Origin of the sequence: Shewanella sp. HL-SH8 (assembly GCF_051165765.1) — a bacterium.
GTDB classification, from domain to species: domain Bacteria; phylum Pseudomonadota; class Gammaproteobacteria; order Enterobacterales; family Shewanellaceae; genus Shewanella; species Shewanella glacialimarina.
On sequence record NZ_CP195039.1, the window covers coordinates 1,452,981 to 1,467,645 of the forward strand.

Sequence of the window (14,665 nt, forward strand, 5' to 3'; positions counted from 1 at the left end):
TTCTTAGTTCATCGTTGGCATAATAAAGGCCGAACCTTCACTAACCACAGCGGCTTTTGGCCATCTTGCGGTAATGGCTTTACGTTTAGTGTAAAAACGAACTCCATCAGGTCCATGCATATGCAGAGGGCCAAACAGTGAACGCTTCCAGCCACCAAAACTATGAAATGCCATTGGCACAGGAATAGGCACGTTAACCCCAACCATACCGACTTCAACATGGTGGCAGAAGTGTCTTGCAACTTCACCGTTTTGAGTAAAGATGGCGGTGCCATTAGCAAACTCGTGTTTGTTAATCAGATTAAGCGCCTGCGCATAATCTTTTACGCGAACAATCGCTAAAACAGGGCCAAAAATTTCTTGTTGATATATGGTCATCTCTGGGGTGACGTTATCGAACAAGCACGCACCTAAAAAGTAACCCTGTTGCTGATCTTTTACCGATAAACTTCTGCCATCGGCAATCAGTGTTGCCCCTTCAGCAACGCCTTGTTCAACATAGTCGCGTACTTTTTGTAGGTGCTGAGCTGAAATTAATGGCCCCATATCCATTTCAGGCGTTAAACCGTTACCAATTTTTAGCTTTTCAATTTGAGGGAGCAGGGCTTCAACTAATTTGTCGCCGCTATTGCCAACCGCTAACACGACTGAAATGGCCATGCAGCGTTCCCCCGCACTGCCATAAGCAGCCCCCATAAGGGCTTTAACCGCTTGGTCTAAATCAGCATCTGGCATTAATAGCATATGGTTTTTAGCGCCGCCAAGGGCTTGTACGCGTTTACCGTGGGCTGATGCTGTGCTGTAAATATATTCGGCGATTGGGGTCGAGCCGACAAAACTTACGGCTTGAACATCTGGATGAGTCAGTAGGGTATCAACGGCTTCTTTATCGCCATTTACTACGTTAAATACCCCATCAGGTAAGCCTGCTTCGGTAAGTAATTCAGCCATACGCAGCACGGAACTTGGATCTTTCTCAGATGGTTTCATGATGAAAGTATTACCGCAAGCAATAGCAATAGGGAACATCCACATCGGTACCATCACGGGAAAGTTAAACGGCGCAATACCGGCAACCACACCTAAAGACTGGTTAACTGTCCAAGCGTCAACGCCGCCACCCACTTGTTGGGTATGTTCGCCTTTGAGTAAATGCGGAATACCACAGGCAAATTCGACGACTTCTAATCCGCGGACTAATTCGCCTTTAGCATCATCTAACACTTTGCCATGTTCACGGGTAATTAACTCGGCCAGTTCGTCAATGTTTTGCTCCATTAACGCTTTGAACTTGAACAATACCCGGGCGCGATTGAGCGGGGTAACCTGTGACCAGGTTTGATACGCCTGTTTTGCTATTTGAATGGCATCGCTGACTTCTTGCTCACACGCTAATGATACATGGCCACGTAATTCACCATTGGCAGGTTCAAAAATCGGCTGTTGGCGTTTGCTTGCTTGTGTGTGCTTGCCATTGACATAATGAGATAGAGTGAGCATAAAAAACCTTTTACATTAATAGATTAAAGTGAATATTGAATTTAAATAAGTTACTGAATTAGCATTTTTTGTTGATAGCGCATGGATTGCTAGTGTTAAATTTAACTAACCAACCGCATGTATCGCATCAGTCAGGCTGTTTACCATGTCATCAATTTGAGATTTTTCGACAATTAAAGGAGGTGATAAGGCTAAGATATCGCCCGTTGCCCTGATTAACGTGCCTTGTCTAAAACAGCGATCAAAAATTTCATAACCGCGCTTCCCTATGCCTTTCTCACTGGGGGAAAACTGGATCCCAGCGACGAGCCCAATATTGCGTATGTCGATAATATTAGGCAGGCCTTTTAAGCTGTGTACCGCATCTTCAAAATACTGGCTTAAGTCTTTAGCGCGCTGAAAAAGATTTTCTTGTTGGTAAATATCTAGTGTTGCTAAAGCGGATGCCGCCGCAACAGGATGGCCTGAATAGGTATAACCATGGAAAAATTCGATCATATTATCAGGACCTTGCATGCAAGTGTCATGAAGGGTGTTACTGACAATGACAGCACCCATTGGAATCGCGCCGTTATTAATAGCTTTAGCAGTAGTAATGATGTCGGGTGTGACCTGCCAAAATTGACTGGCAAAAGCAGCCCCTAGTCGGCCAAATCCGGTGATTACTTCATCAAAAATTAATAGAATGCCGTGCTTTTGAGTAATTTCTCGTAGACGTTTTAAATAACCCTCTGGCGGTAAAATAACCCCAGCCGATCCAGACATCGGCTCAACAATCACTGCGGCAATATTTTCTGCACCGTGTAAAGTGACAAGTTGCTCTAAAACTTCCGCTTTTTCGATACCATGTTTAGGCAGACCTCGAGAAAACGCATTATTGTGGATGTCTAAGGTATGGGGCAGGTGATCTACACCTTGCAATAACTGACCACTAAAGGTCTTACGATTATTACCAATACCACCAACAGAAATACCGCCAAAACCGACACCGTGATAGCCGAGTTCTCGGCCGATAAAGCGAGTGCGTGAAGGCTGGCCATTTGCGCGGTGATAACACAAAGCCATTTTTAAAGCGGTATCTACTGACTCAGAACCTGAATTAGTAAAAAAGACTTTATCTAGCCCAACAGGACTTAACTCTGCAATTTTGTTCGCCAGTTCAAATGCCAAAGGATGACTTACCTGAAATGAGGGGGCGTAATCCATTTGAGTTATTTGTTTGCTGACCGCTTCGGATATTTTTTTGCGCCCGTGACCGGCGTTGCAACACCATAACCCCGCAGTACCATCGAGTATGGCTTGACCATGATCGTCGGTGTAATACATTCCTTCAGCATGAGTCAATATTCTTGGATTGGCTTTAAACTGCTTATTGGCAGTAAAAGGCATCCAGTAGTTGGCCATTTCTGGTGTTGATGTTTGAGCATTCATTGATTGAGGCGACGTTTGTTGCATTACTAAATCCTTGTGCTTGAGCACTCCATATGACTCATTAGGAGGCCTTTGTATATGATCAATAAATCTACAGGTGGTCAATATTTGCTACGGTATATCAAATATAACGAACACGGAAGCGTTTTTAGTAAAAAATTAAAGTAAATTGGACATTTTTGTAAAATATATTGAAATCTTTTGCGGTTAAGCATAATTTGAAGCATCGATTACAGCGTGTAATTAAAGTTAGGTTGTTTGGCAACTTTTTTATGTAATTTAGCTAAACATGCATATATAGGATGACGAGGTAACAATGAGCTCTCCAACAAATCGTAGCGAATGGGAACAACTCGCAAAAAGTATCACTATTAATGGCAAAGCCATGATTAATGGTGAGTACCAAGCAGCGCATTCAGATGAAACATTTGATTGTATTAGCCCAATTGATGGTCGATTGTTAGCTAAAGTGGCTAGTTGTGATTATATTGACGCGAATAAAGCGGTTGCTAATGGCAAAGCTGTTTTTGAAGCCGGTACATGGTCACAATTAGCGCCAGTAAAACGTAAAGCCATTATGATCCGTTTTGCCGACTTATTAGAGCAAAATGCTGATGAGTTAGCGCTGTTAGAAACCTTAGATATGGGTAAGCCAATTCAGTTTGCTAAATCGGTTGATGTTGCGGGAGCTGCCCGTGCGATCCGCTGGTGTGGTGAAGCCATCGACAAAATTTATGATGAAATTGCCCCCACAGCACATAATGAAATAGGCATGATTACCCGTGAACCTGTTGGTGTCGTAGCGGCGATTGTGCCTTGGAATTTCCCAATGATTATGGCGTGCTGGAAACTAGGCCCTGCGTTAGCAACGGGCAACAGCGTCATATTAAAGCCCTCAGAAAAATCTCCGTTAACAGCAATAAGAATGGCACAACTAGCGTTAGATGCAGGTATTCCTAAAGGCGTGTTAAACGTGTTGCCAGGCTTAGGACACACTGTTGGTACAGCATTAGCTTTACATATGGATGTTGATACTTTGGTGTTCACAGGTTCAACTAAAATTGCTAAACAACTGATGATTTACGCAGGGCAATCAAACATGAAACGCGTTTGGTTAGAGGCGGGTGGCAAAAGTCCTAACATAGTATTTAATGATGCGCCGGATTTAAAAGCCGCAGCACAAGCTGCTGCATCGGCCATTGCCTTTAACCAAGGTGAAGTATGTACCGCGGGATCGCGTTTATTGGTTGAGTCAGGTATTAAAGATGAACTGATAAAATTGATCGCCGAAGAGTTAAAATCTTGGCAGCCTGGTCATCCGTTAGATCCTGAAACCGTTACTGGCGCCATGGTTGATGAACAGCAAATGAACAATGTGTTGGATTACATTAAAGCGGGTGAAGATGAAGGTGCCACCTTAGTGCAAGGTGGTAAGCAGGTTATGGCAGAAACGGGCGGCGTGTATGTGCAGCCGACTATTTTTTCTGGTGTAAATAATAAAATGACGATTGCCAGTGAAGAGATTTTTGGGCCTGTGCTGTCAGTGATTGAGTTTGACGGCATGGAACAAGCGATTGAAATTGCCAATGACACCATTTATGGTTTAGCCGCGGGTGTATGGACATCGAATCTTTCTAAAGCGCATAAAACCGCCAAAGCATTACGTAGCGGTATGGTGTGGATTAACCATTATGATGGTGGTGATATGACCGCGCCATTTGGCGGTTATAAACAGTCGGGTAATGGCCGCGATAAGTCATTACACGCATTTGATAAATATACTGAAATCAAAGCAACTTGGATTGTTTTATAATCAACGTGATAAGTCCTGAGCAAACTTAGTTGCGACAAAGCCCTATGATAATCAGTCATAGGGCTTTTTTATTAAGTGAAATTCATCAAAAAGTATCGTAAGAATATCTTAAAAGTATATTAGGATGGCATTGAACAACACACAGGAAGTGACGCTAATGCTTAAACAACGTTTTTATCTTTTAGCTACTATAACCATGGCTACATTTTTAGGATTCATTATTTGGGTCATATACTTAGCTAACACTGGTGGCAGCAGTATTTTCTTCGACATCGTCAAACATATTCCCTATGGCGATAAAGTTGGTCATTGTTTACTATTTGGGGTATTAACCTATCTAGCCAATCTCACCTTACAATTTAAGACCATTCGATTAGGTTCGTTATCGCTTTATCTTGGCAGCTGCTTAGTCGCATTATTCGTGCTGGTGGAGGAAATAAGTCAGGGTTTTATTCCCCGTCGGACATTAGACATAGCCGATTTAGCGGCTGATGGCGTAGGCATAATGGTATTTAGCTACTTTACCTGGTTAACGCATAAATATGTGCAATCTTTGTATCAAGGAGAAAATAATGAGTAATTCAACTGTTTCAACAGCCTGGTTAGTTGAGCATCTAGATGATAAAAACGTTATTTTGCTTGATGCCAGTATGGCGGTGGTATTAGGTAAAGAGCCGTTAATCTATGACAGGTTAACGTGCATACCGAATGCGATTAATATGGGGCTAGAGCAAGACTTCTTTAATCACGACTCACAGATGTCCCATGCTATGCCAACCGCTGAACAATTCACCCACGCAGCACGTAAGTTAGGCATTAATCAGGACAGTACCGTGGTGATTTATGATAACCAAGGAATTTATTCTTCGCCGCGGGCCTGGTGGACTTTTAAGGTGATGGGGTTTGATAAGGTATTTGTGCTTGATGGTGGCTTACCACAATGGATGGCTGAAAACCTACCGACAGCCAATCAGTACTTAACCGCCAGCTTAGTCGGTAATGTAAAAGCTCAGCAACACACTGAGTTAGTGTGTGACTCTGCTAGCTTGCTGGCTATTGTTAGTGAGTACCCCGTGGCTCAAAGTGGCTCGCTGGTGTTTGATGCCAGGGCAGCGTCTCGTTTCAATGGCACTGCGCCAGAGCCTAGGGCGGATGTAAGAAGTGGTCATATACCTTATTCGGTCAATCTGCCTTTTGCGCAGGTGCTTGATGGAATAAAATTAAAGCCTTCGACAGAGCTGCAAATGATTTTTAATCAGCTTGATGAAAATCACGCCCAGCAGCGTATTTTTAGCTGCGGTTCAGGTATTACGGCTTGTATTTTGATACTTGCATCTACGGTGGCAGGTCATCAACAGTCGATATTGTATGACGGCTCGTGGGCTGAATGGGGGGCAAGTGACCATTTACCCGTAGCGTAATACACAAGCATTTTATATAAAGTTAGTAAAAACAATGTCATAAAGAAGTGAAGGCTATGTCTGATGTATTGATCGTGGTGGGTGTTACTTTGCTAGCCGGTTTGGCTATGCCACTTGGTGCGGTTATCGCTCAGATGGAGCATATTCGGTCTGATTGGTTGCAACAGGAGTTTCGCCACGGCGTGATGGCCTTTGGTGGCGGTGCACTGTTGTCTGCAGTCGGTTTGGTGTTAGTGCCTGAAAGTGTTGAGGTATTATCACTCCCATTGGCAGTTCTGTTTTTTGGGCTAGGCGCTTTAGCGTTCATGTTGTTAGATATTTTACTGGTTAAAATCAATACCCCAGCCAGTCAATTAAGTGCCATGCTGGCGGATTTTATTCCTGAATCTATTGCTTTAGGCACTGCATTGGCTACCGGCAGTAAAACGGCCTTTTTATTAGCAGCATTAATTGGATTACAAAATTTACCAGAAGGGTTTAATGCTTATCGAGAGTTAAACCAACATAGTCGTTTTAAGCCTAGGTTATTGATAGGCATTTTTGCACTAATTGCTTTGTTTGGGCCTATTGCAGGCATTATTGGTTATGTTTGGTTAGCGGACCAACCTGAGGTTATTGGCGCAATAATGATATTTGCCTCAGGCGGTATTCTGTATTCAGTATTTCAAGATATTGCTCCCCAAGTAAAGTTAGAGCAGCATTGGTTTCCACCCTGCGGAGCAGTACTTGGTTTTGGGTTGGGTATGGTCGGTTATATCATGACGCAATAGCCGTCTATGCTAGGTTATGGGCTGTTGATTAGGATAAATCAACAGCCCTAATTCATATTAGAAAATATCTTTAAAGCGATGATATAGCATACCCGCAGCTAACATAGGTGAGCGAAAATGTGGCCCGCCTGGGAATGTCATGTGTTTTATCTTATCAAAAATATCAAACCGTTCGGCTTGCTCCGTGATAGCTTCGGCGATGAGTTTTGCTGCCATATGAGTAGCATTGACGCCATGTCCTGAATAAGCCTGGGCATAGAAAATATTTTTAGCATCAGGCAAACGCCCTATTTGAGGCATTCTGTTAGCACCAATACCAATCATTCCCCCCCACTGGTAATCAATTTTAACCCCTTTAAGTTGCGGGAATACATGTTCTAAATTGGGCCGCAGTGCTGCTTCAATATTGCTAGGATCTTTTCCTGAGTAAGTGCATAAACCGCCAAACAATAATCGATTATCAGCGGATAAATGAAAGTAGTCTAAGGCTACGCGCATATCTGCAAATGCCATATTCTGTGGAATAATAGCTTGGCATTGCGCTGCAGTTAATGGCTCTGTTGCCAGTAAGTAACTGCCTGCGGGAAGTACCTTTCCGCCGACATAATCATTCAGTTTATGACCAATGTACGCATTACCGGCCAGCACTAAAAATTGACAATTAACTTCACCTTTAGCGGTTTTAACCACTGGTTTATCGCCTTTGTATATATGTTCTGCTGGGCTGTACTCAAAAATCTGTACCCCCAATTCACGGGCAACTCTTGCTTCACCCAGCACTAAGTTCAGCGGGTGTAAGTGGCCGCTGCCCATGTCGACTAAAGCACCTTGATAGAAATCAGATTGGATAACGTCACTGATGTGTGCTTTATCAAGTAATTGAATATCATGCTGATAGCCCGCTTGTTTTAAGTCGGTAAACTCTTGCTCTAACTCATGCATGTGCCGAGGTTTTACGGCTAAGTCACAATAACCCATTTGTAAGTCACATTGGATGTTGTGCTGTTGTACGCGTTGCTTAACAATTTCAACTGCTTCAAAGCCCATTTGCGTGATGGCGTTGACGCCCTCAGTGCCGATGACATTGTTAAATTGGCTGGCATCATGGCCAATACCACGAATTAGCTCTCCGCCGTTGCGCCCTGACGCTCCCCAACCGATGCGTTTCGCTTCTAAAACCGCCACGCTAAAGCCTTTTTGAGCCAGTTCTATCGCGGTATTTATACCCGTAAACCCCCCACCAACAATACAAACATCGACAGTGATAGATTCTGTTAGTTGTGGATAATCGAATAGTTCTTTCGCACTGTGGAAGTAAAAAGAATCTGGGTATTTATCGCTATGGATCGGTGAGGGCTGTGACATAGCGTCTCCAATTTAAAGGCTAATGATTAATGAGTCGTAGGGTCTATCTATCGGTAATTTTTAATCGACAGATTGTGCATTTTATTTAACACTGAATTAAGCTAGAATACAATTCCTTTCACGTTAGTAAATACAATGATAAATTGCTGTGACATATTCGATGTCATCTAGTGTCATTCGAAACGGCTATTATTTTCAGGAGTCAGAAATTGGATATAGGGGCAAGCTTAAAAGCTGTTCGGAAAATGCGCGGTCTTTCCCAGCGCGAGTTAGCTAAGCGTGCAGGCGTGACCAATAGTACTATTTCAATGATTGAAAAAAACAGTGTTAGTCCTTCTATTAGCTCCTTAAAGAAGGTTCTCGCTGGGATCCCTATGTCATTGGTTGAGTTCTTTTCTATTGAGGAGGGCACTGTCGGTGAGCAAAAAGTCGTTTATCGCTCTGAAGAGTTACTCGATATTGGTACCGGTGATTTAGTTTATAAGCTTATTGGTAGAGACTTTCCAAATCGTGCAATGTCACTGATGTATGAAACTTATCCACCCAAAACAAGTACAGGCGATGAGATGCTACAACATCGTGGTGAAGAAGGGGCTTATATTCTAGAAGGTAAAATTGAACTTACCGTTGCCGATGAGACCTTTGTGCTGCATAAAGGCGATAGCTATTACTTTAATAGTGAACTGCCACATAAGTTCGCGAATCCCTTCGAAGAGCCATGCCGCTTGGTCAGTGCAACCACGCCGGGTGATTTTTAGTATTTTCTGACTGATTGCAAAGTAGTGCGCATTACTTTGCAAACCTCTTAAGTCTGTTTTTGGGCTATAAATACGCTGCAATCTAATCCTACAATGTAAATAATATTAAGCATAATATTGTTCTCTATATGAAACTTTGTTTTTAAAAAGCCTCCAATTCCATATTGAAATTGATTGTACCAAGATATTTTTATTCTGGTTTACAACTGTTTATTCCTATTTTTACTGCGCTTGCTTGATTAGGTGATGCTGGAACTATAAAAATTTATCCAGTTGTATTATTGCTATTGCCTAGTGTTAAAATTAAGTGTAGTGTGTGAAAAAACGAACACAAATTATTAGTTAATTAAATAGATTATATATTGTGGAAATATCACAGTTTTGAGTGTTTAATGATCAATACTTTCCAAGTGTTTGAAAGAAATGCTGCATATTTGCAGTTCAACAGTGTAGGTGTGATATGTCTTTGTCAAAAGTCCCAATGATTGGGGTAGTGGCATGTAATCAACAAATAGGATTACACCCATTTAATATTGTGGGTGAAAAATACCTACTCAGTGTCGTTAACGGTGCGAAAGGCTTTCCTTTAGTTATCCCCTCTTTGGGTTTAGCCGTACCCACCGCAGAATTACTTTCTCGCCTGGATGGTATTTTATTTACCGGTTCACCATCTAATGTGGAGCCACATCATTTTCAAGGCCCTGCTAGTGCAGAAGGCACTCACCATGATCCTAAGCGCGATGCGACTACATTACCCCTAATCAAAGCAGCCATAGATGCGGGTGTGCCTGTATTCGGAATTTGTCGTGGTTTTCAAGAGATGAATGTGGTTTATGGTGGCAGCTTGCACCAAAAACTGCATGAAGTTGGCCAATTTATTGAACACAGAGAAGATAAAACGGCTCCAGTAGATGTGCAGTATGGCTTGTCACATGCTATTGATATAGTGCCTGGTGGTTTACTCCATCAAGCGTGGGGCAGTGAACAGGCTGAAGTGAATTCAGTGCATACTCAAGGCGTCGACAGATTAGGCTCGGGATTAATACCAGAGGCGCATTCGCCAGACGGGTTAGTTGAAGCATTTTCTGTGAAAGGTGCTAAGGCTTTTGCGTTAGGTGTGCAATGGCACCCAGAATGGAAAGTGCAAGATAATCAGTTTTATTCATCAATTTTTGATGCATTCGGCAAAGCGTGCCGTTTGCATGCAGCTAAACGAGAGAAATAACCAATGGATAAGTTAATTACGTTCCTAAAAGATAGAAAAATTACCGAAGTTGAATGTGTGATCAGTGACATGACAGGTATCGCTCGAGGCAAAATTGCCCCAGTAGATAAGTTTATTGATGAGAAAGGCATGCGTTTACCTGAAAGCGTATTGCTGCAAACGGTGACGGGTGATTTTATCGATGACGGTATTTTCTATTCATTACTTGATAAAGCCGATATCGATTTTGTGTGTGTGCCGGATGAGAATGCAGTATTCATGCTACCTTGGACTGTAGAAGCTACCGCGCAAGTTATTCACGATTGTTATGATCGTATGGGTAATCCAATTGAATTATCACCACGTAATGTGCTTAAAAAAGTACTTAAACTTTATGAAGATAAAGGTTGGGAACCCGTTATTGCACCAGAAATGGAGTTTTATTTAACTCAACGTAGTGATGACCATGACTTACCGCTTAAGCCCCCTATTGGTCGCTCTGGCCGTCCTGAAGCTGGTCGTCAATCATTTTCAATCGACGCCGCAAATGAATTCGATCCACTGTTTGAAGATATGTACGATTGGTGTGAGCTTCAAGGTTTAGATATTGATACCCTAATCCATGAAGATGGTCCTGCGCAGATGGAGATTAACTTCAGCCATGGCAATCCATTATCGTTAGCCGATCAAGTATTTATATTTAAACGTACACTTAAAGAAGCGGCATTAAAGCATAATGTGTGTGCTACTTTTATGGCTATGCCGGTTACTGATGAGCCAGGCAGTGCGATGCACATCCACCAAAGTGTGATTGATAAAAAAACCGGTAAAAACATTTTTACTAAAGAAGATGGTACTCAAAGTCAGTTGTTTTTAAATTATATTGCCGGCTTACAAACCTATATTCCTGAATTATTACCATTAATGGCACCAAGTGTTAACTCTTTCCGTCGTTTCCTTCCGGGTACTTCTGCACCTGTAAACCTAGAGTGGGGCGTAGAGAACCGCACATGTGGTCTACGTATTCCAGAATCATCACCAGAGAACCGTCGTATTGAAAACCGTATTCCAGGTGCTGATGCAAACTGTTACTTAACCATTGCAGCGAGTTTATTGGCTGGTTTCATTGGTATGGAAAAAGGCTTACGTCCTTCAAATCCTGTGACAGGTCGTTCAAATGAAAGTCGCACCAGTAACGAATACTGTTTACCGCTGACCCTAGAAGAAGCCTTGATTGCAATGCAAGAAAGTGAAGCGTGTATTGAATATTTAGGTCAGTCTTTCACCACAGGTTTTGTGGCGGTTAAGCAAGCTGAACTTGAAAACTTCCGCCGCGTAGTGAGCTCTTGGGAGCGTGAGTTCCTGTTATTAACGGTTTAGTTAATAACAGTTGAATAGCGGAGTGAATCACTTCGCTATTCAGTTTGATAAGTTAGCTAGCCATTCCAGCTTTTAAAAGCTGAGTGGCTCATTACGTCAGTCGAAGAGTTAATAATATTTTCAGATGATTACATAACTGCAGTCAGGACTGGTAAGTTGTCATTTTTGCCAGCTTAAAGGAACATGTATGACAAATTTAGCCTCTTTACAGCAAGCAGATAAAGCACATTTTATTCATCCATTTACAGACTCTAAAGCCCTTGGCGAGAAAGGCACTCGTGTGATTGAGCGCGCCGAAGGTGTCTATATATGGGATGTCCAAGGTCATAAATTATTAGACGCAATGGCAGGGCTTTGGTGTGTAAATGTGGGTTATGGCCGACAATCAATTGTCGATGCCGCTTGTCAGCAGATGCAAAAACTTCCTTTCTACAACAGTTTTTTCCAATGTACTCACCCACCCGCTATTGAGTTAGCAAAAACCATTGCCGAACTTGCCCCTAAACACATGAATAGTGTGTTCTTTACCGGTTCGGGATCTGAATCAAACGACACAAACTTACGCATGGTGCGACGCTATTGGGACTTAAAAGGTCAACCCAATAAAAAAACCATTATCAGCAGACACAATGCTTACCATGGTTCTACAGTAGCGGGTGCAAGTTTAGGCGGTATGTCTGGCATGCACGAACAAGGTGATTTACCTATCCCCAAAGTAGTGCATATCGCACAACCCTATTGGTATGCCGAAGGGGGGACTTAACGCCCGAAGCATTTGGTCTACAAGCTGCCCAAGCACTAGAAACTAAAATATTAGAGCTAGGTGAAGATAATGTTGCGGCATTTATTGCCGAACCTTTTCAAGGTGCTGGTGGCGTAATTATTCCTCCATCCACATACTGGCCTGAAATTAAACGTATTTTAGCTAAATATGACTTGTTACTTATTTTGGATGAAGTGATTAGTGGTTTTGGCAGAACGGGGCATTGGTTTGCCGCTGAATACTTTGACCTACAACCTGATTTTATTTCAATAGCAAAAGGCATGACATCTGGTTACGTGCCTATGGGTGGCGTAATAATTGCAGACCGTGTCGCGGATGTGATTAAACAGCAATGTGGTGAATTTACCCACGGTTTTACCTACTCAGGTCATCCGGTTGCTGCGGCTGCTGCATTAGAAAATATCAATATTATCAAACGAGAAAAATTAGTTGAAAAAGTGGCTACAGAAACGGCACCGTATTTTCAACAACGCTTACAACAATTAGATGAGCATCCATTAGTGGGTGAGGTAAGAGGCTTAGGTTTGGTTGCTGCGATTGAGCTAGTGCAAGATAAAGCGAAACGCCAGCGTTTTTCAGCCAAGATTGGTGTGGGAACTTGGTGTCGAGATTTTTGTATCGAGCATGGTTTGGTGATGCGGTCAGTGGGCGATACTATGATTATTTCTCCGCCACTGGTTATTACCAAGGCAGAGATCGATGAGTTGGTTGATAAGGCTTTAATGGCCCTAAATGACACCTATACTAAATGTTTAGCCAGTAAAGCATATTGATAGAAATGATATTGACTTTAAAAGTACCTTTGCACGCTTAATAAAGCTTGTTGCATGTTTATGAGTAATTAGTGGTTTTTTAAGCAATTAGATTGTTACTATCTAGTAATTAAAAAGGTTTTTGATAGAATCCAAAAAAATTATAGCATTTGCATTTTGCTGTGATGTTACCGATGCAGAAATATGATGTAGCATTGGATAATTTCCTTTTTATAAGGGAATGATAATAACGCTTTAAAAGCGAATAACTGTCAGCACAGTCCTGACCATTATCCAAGTAAGGGAGAACATATGAAGCTACTTAACAAACTGTCTACCATAGCGCTTATTTCAGCGTCGGTATTTGCCAGCACTTCGCTGCATGCTGAAGAAGTTGTCAAGATGTACAATTGGTCTGACTATATCGCAGAAGATACCTTAGCAAACTTTGAAAAAGAAACTGGCATTCGCGTTATATATGACGTGTTCGACAGTAACGAAGTTTTAGAAGCTAAATTGCTGTCTGGTCGCAGTGGTTATGACATAGTGGTTCCATCTAATCACTTTTTGGCTAAGCAAATCAAAGCGGGTGCCTTTCAAAAGCTAGATCGTACTAAGTTGACTAACTATGCCAACTTAAAACCGGACTTAATGAAGCAGCTTGAGAAAGCCGATCCTGCTAATGAACATGCCGTACCTTACTTATGGGGCACTAATGGTATTGGCTATAACATCGATAAAGTTAAAGCTGTGTTAGGTGAAGATGCGCCATTTGATTCATTAGAGCTTATTTTTAATCCTAAATACGCAGAAAAAATCGCATCATGTGGTTTTTCAATGCTAGATTCTGCTGACGACATGCTGCCGCAAGCACTCATTTATCTTGGTTTAGATCCGAACAGTAAAAATGCCGCTGATTATGAAAAAGCCGCTGAAGTTCTTGCCAAAGTTCGTCCGTATATCACCTATTTCCATTCATCGCGTTATATTTCAGATCTCGCTAATGGCGATATTTGTGTCGCATATGGTTTCTCTGGCGATGTATTCCAAGCTGCAGCTCGAGCAGATGAAGCGGGTAATGGCAATAAAATCGGTTATTCTATTCCTAAAGAAGGTGCCAACCTTTGGTTTGATATGTTAGCGATTCCACAAGATGCCACAAACGTTGATAACGCCCATAAGTTAATTAACTATTTATTGCGTCCTGAGGTAATAGCACCTATCAGTAACTATGTTGCTTATGCTAACCCTAATACTCCTGCACAGGCGCTAGTTGATGATGCAATCAAAAATGATCCAGCAATTTATCCACCACAAAGCGTAATCGACAAGCTGTACATTGGTGATATTCGCCCAATGAAAATTCAACGAGTTGTGACACGTGCTTGGACTAAAGTGAAATCTGGTCAGTAGTCAGATCAACATATTAGGGCAAGGTAACTTGCCCTAAATACTTAGCCCTTTCATCAATCAGATTTTAATGTTCT

13 protein-coding genes are annotated in these 14,665 nt (G+C 42.1%); 10 read left to right on the forward strand and 3 right to left on the reverse strand.

Annotation, left to right across the window (positions count from 1 at the left end; genetic code table 11):
* Positions 1 to 3 precede the first annotated feature (3 nt).
* Together ACRWQN_RS06455 and ACRWQN_RS06460 are read right to left on the reverse strand one after the other, a co-directional pair.
* Positions 4 to 1,500, reverse strand: coding sequence for a CoA-acylating methylmalonate-semialdehyde dehydrogenase (locus ACRWQN_RS06455; RefSeq protein WP_434940240.1), 1,497 nt, complete (start codon positions 1,498 to 1,500; stop codon positions 4 to 6).
* 105 nt (positions 1,501 to 1,605) lie between these two features.
* Complete coding sequence (locus ACRWQN_RS06460) at positions 1,606 to 2,955, reverse strand: aspartate aminotransferase family protein (RefSeq protein ID WP_434930310.1); 1,350 nt, start codon at positions 2,953 to 2,955, stop codon at positions 1,606 to 1,608.
* 292 nt (positions 2,956 to 3,247) lie between these two features.
* On the opposite strand from ACRWQN_RS06460, the gene ACRWQN_RS06465 reads away from it, so the two are divergent.
* The 4 genes from ACRWQN_RS06465 to ACRWQN_RS06480 all read left to right on the forward strand — a co-directional run bounded on the left by ACRWQN_RS06465 (position 3,248) and on the right by ACRWQN_RS06480 (position 6,935).
* Positions 3,248 to 4,744: an aldehyde dehydrogenase gene (locus ACRWQN_RS06465; protein WP_434940241.1), complete on the forward strand. Its 1,497-nt coding sequence runs from the start codon at positions 3,248 to 3,250 to the stop codon at positions 4,742 to 4,744.
* A 130-nt stretch (positions 4,745 to 4,874) separates the two neighbouring features.
* Positions 4,875 to 5,324, forward strand: a complete 450-nt coding sequence (locus tag ACRWQN_RS06470; protein WP_434928512.1) for a VanZ family protein — start codon at positions 4,875 to 4,877, stop codon at positions 5,322 to 5,324.
* On the forward strand, positions 5,317 to 6,165 hold the full coding sequence (locus ACRWQN_RS06475) for a sulfurtransferase (RefSeq protein ID WP_434940242.1): 849 nt from the start codon (positions 5,317 to 5,319) through the stop codon (positions 6,163 to 6,165). The genes ACRWQN_RS06470 and ACRWQN_RS06475 overlap by 8 nt, the downstream gene beginning before the upstream one ends.
* A gap of 56 nt (positions 6,166 to 6,221) precedes the next feature.
* A complete protein-coding gene (locus tag ACRWQN_RS06480; protein WP_434940243.1) occupies positions 6,222 to 6,935 on the forward strand; it encodes a ZIP family metal transporter in 714 nt (237 codons plus the stop codon).
* Positions 6,936 to 6,992: 57 nt separating this feature from the next.
* Here ACRWQN_RS06480 and ACRWQN_RS06485 read toward each other — a convergent pair whose 3' ends face one another.
* A complete protein-coding gene (locus ACRWQN_RS06485; protein WP_434940244.1) occupies positions 6,993 to 8,300 on the reverse strand; it encodes an NAD(P)/FAD-dependent oxidoreductase in 1,308 nt (435 codons plus the stop codon).
* 209 nt (positions 8,301 to 8,509) lie between these two features.
* Here ACRWQN_RS06485 and ACRWQN_RS06490 point away from each other — a divergent pair, with 209 nt between their 5' ends.
* The 6 genes from ACRWQN_RS06490 (at position 8,510) to ACRWQN_RS06515 (ending at position 14,591) form a co-directional block, all read left to right on the forward strand.
* Positions 8,510 to 9,058 carry a cupin domain-containing protein gene (locus ACRWQN_RS06490; protein WP_434928516.1) on the forward strand — a complete coding sequence of 183 codons (549 nt, stop codon included), beginning with the start codon at positions 8,510 to 8,512 and terminating at the stop codon, positions 9,056 to 9,058.
* A gap of 460 nt (positions 9,059 to 9,518) precedes the next feature.
* Positions 9,519 to 10,283 carry a gamma-glutamyl-gamma-aminobutyrate hydrolase family protein gene (locus ACRWQN_RS06495; protein ID WP_434940245.1) on the forward strand — a complete coding sequence of 255 codons (765 nt, stop codon included), beginning with the start codon at positions 9,519 to 9,521 and terminating at the stop codon, positions 10,281 to 10,283.
* 3 nt (positions 10,284 to 10,286) lie between these two features.
* A complete protein-coding gene (locus tag ACRWQN_RS06500; RefSeq protein WP_226410773.1) occupies positions 10,287 to 11,642 on the forward strand; it encodes a glutamine synthetase family protein in 1,356 nt (451 codons plus the stop codon).
* A 187-nt stretch (positions 11,643 to 11,829) separates the two neighbouring features.
* On the forward strand, positions 11,830 to 12,405 hold the full coding sequence (locus ACRWQN_RS06505) for an aminotransferase class III-fold pyridoxal phosphate-dependent enzyme (RefSeq protein ID WP_434930307.1): 576 nt from the start codon (positions 11,830 to 11,832) through the stop codon (positions 12,403 to 12,405).
* Entirely contained in the window at positions 12,381 to 13,199 is an 819-nt protein-coding gene (locus ACRWQN_RS06510) for an aminotransferase class III-fold pyridoxal phosphate-dependent enzyme (RefSeq protein WP_434940246.1), read from the forward strand. Before ACRWQN_RS06505 ends, ACRWQN_RS06510 begins: the two co-directional genes overlap by 25 nt.
* Positions 13,200 to 13,490: 291 nt before the next feature.
* A complete protein-coding gene (locus ACRWQN_RS06515; protein WP_434928520.1) occupies positions 13,491 to 14,591 on the forward strand; it encodes a polyamine ABC transporter substrate-binding protein in 1,101 nt (366 codons plus the stop codon).
* The last annotated feature ends 74 nt before the right edge of the window (positions 14,592 to 14,665 follow it).

Bases quoted from the DNA above. Each gene is read 5' to 3' on its own strand.
- ACRWQN_RS06455 (WP_434940240.1), bottom strand. From the start codon at position 1,500: ATGCTCACTCTATCTCATTATGTCAATGGCAAGCACACACAAGCAAGC.
- ACRWQN_RS06460 (WP_434930310.1), bottom strand. From the start codon at position 2,955: ATGCAACAAACGTCGCCTCAATCAATGAATGCTCAAACATCAACACCA.
- ACRWQN_RS06465 (WP_434940241.1), top strand. From the start codon at position 3,248: ATGAGCTCTCCAACAAATCGTAGCGAATGGGAACAACTCGCAAAAAGT.
- ACRWQN_RS06475 (WP_434940242.1), top strand. From the start codon at position 5,317: ATGAGTAATTCAACTGTTTCAACAGCCTGGTTAGTTGAGCATCTAGAT.
- ACRWQN_RS06480 (WP_434940243.1), top strand. From the start codon at position 6,222: ATGTCTGATGTATTGATCGTGGTGGGTGTTACTTTGCTAGCCGGTTTG.
- ACRWQN_RS06485 (WP_434940244.1), bottom strand. From the start codon at position 8,300: ATGTCACAGCCCTCACCGATCCATAGCGATAAATACCCAGATTCTTTT.
- ACRWQN_RS06495 (WP_434940245.1), top strand. From the start codon at position 9,519: ATGTCTTTGTCAAAAGTCCCAATGATTGGGGTAGTGGCATGTAATCAA.
- ACRWQN_RS06500 (WP_226410773.1), top strand. From the start codon at position 10,287: ATGGATAAGTTAATTACGTTCCTAAAAGATAGAAAAATTACCGAAGTT.
- ACRWQN_RS06505 (WP_434930307.1), top strand. From the start codon at position 11,830: ATGACAAATTTAGCCTCTTTACAGCAAGCAGATAAAGCACATTTTATT.
- ACRWQN_RS06515 (WP_434928520.1), top strand. From the start codon at position 13,491: ATGAAGCTACTTAACAAACTGTCTACCATAGCGCTTATTTCAGCGTCG.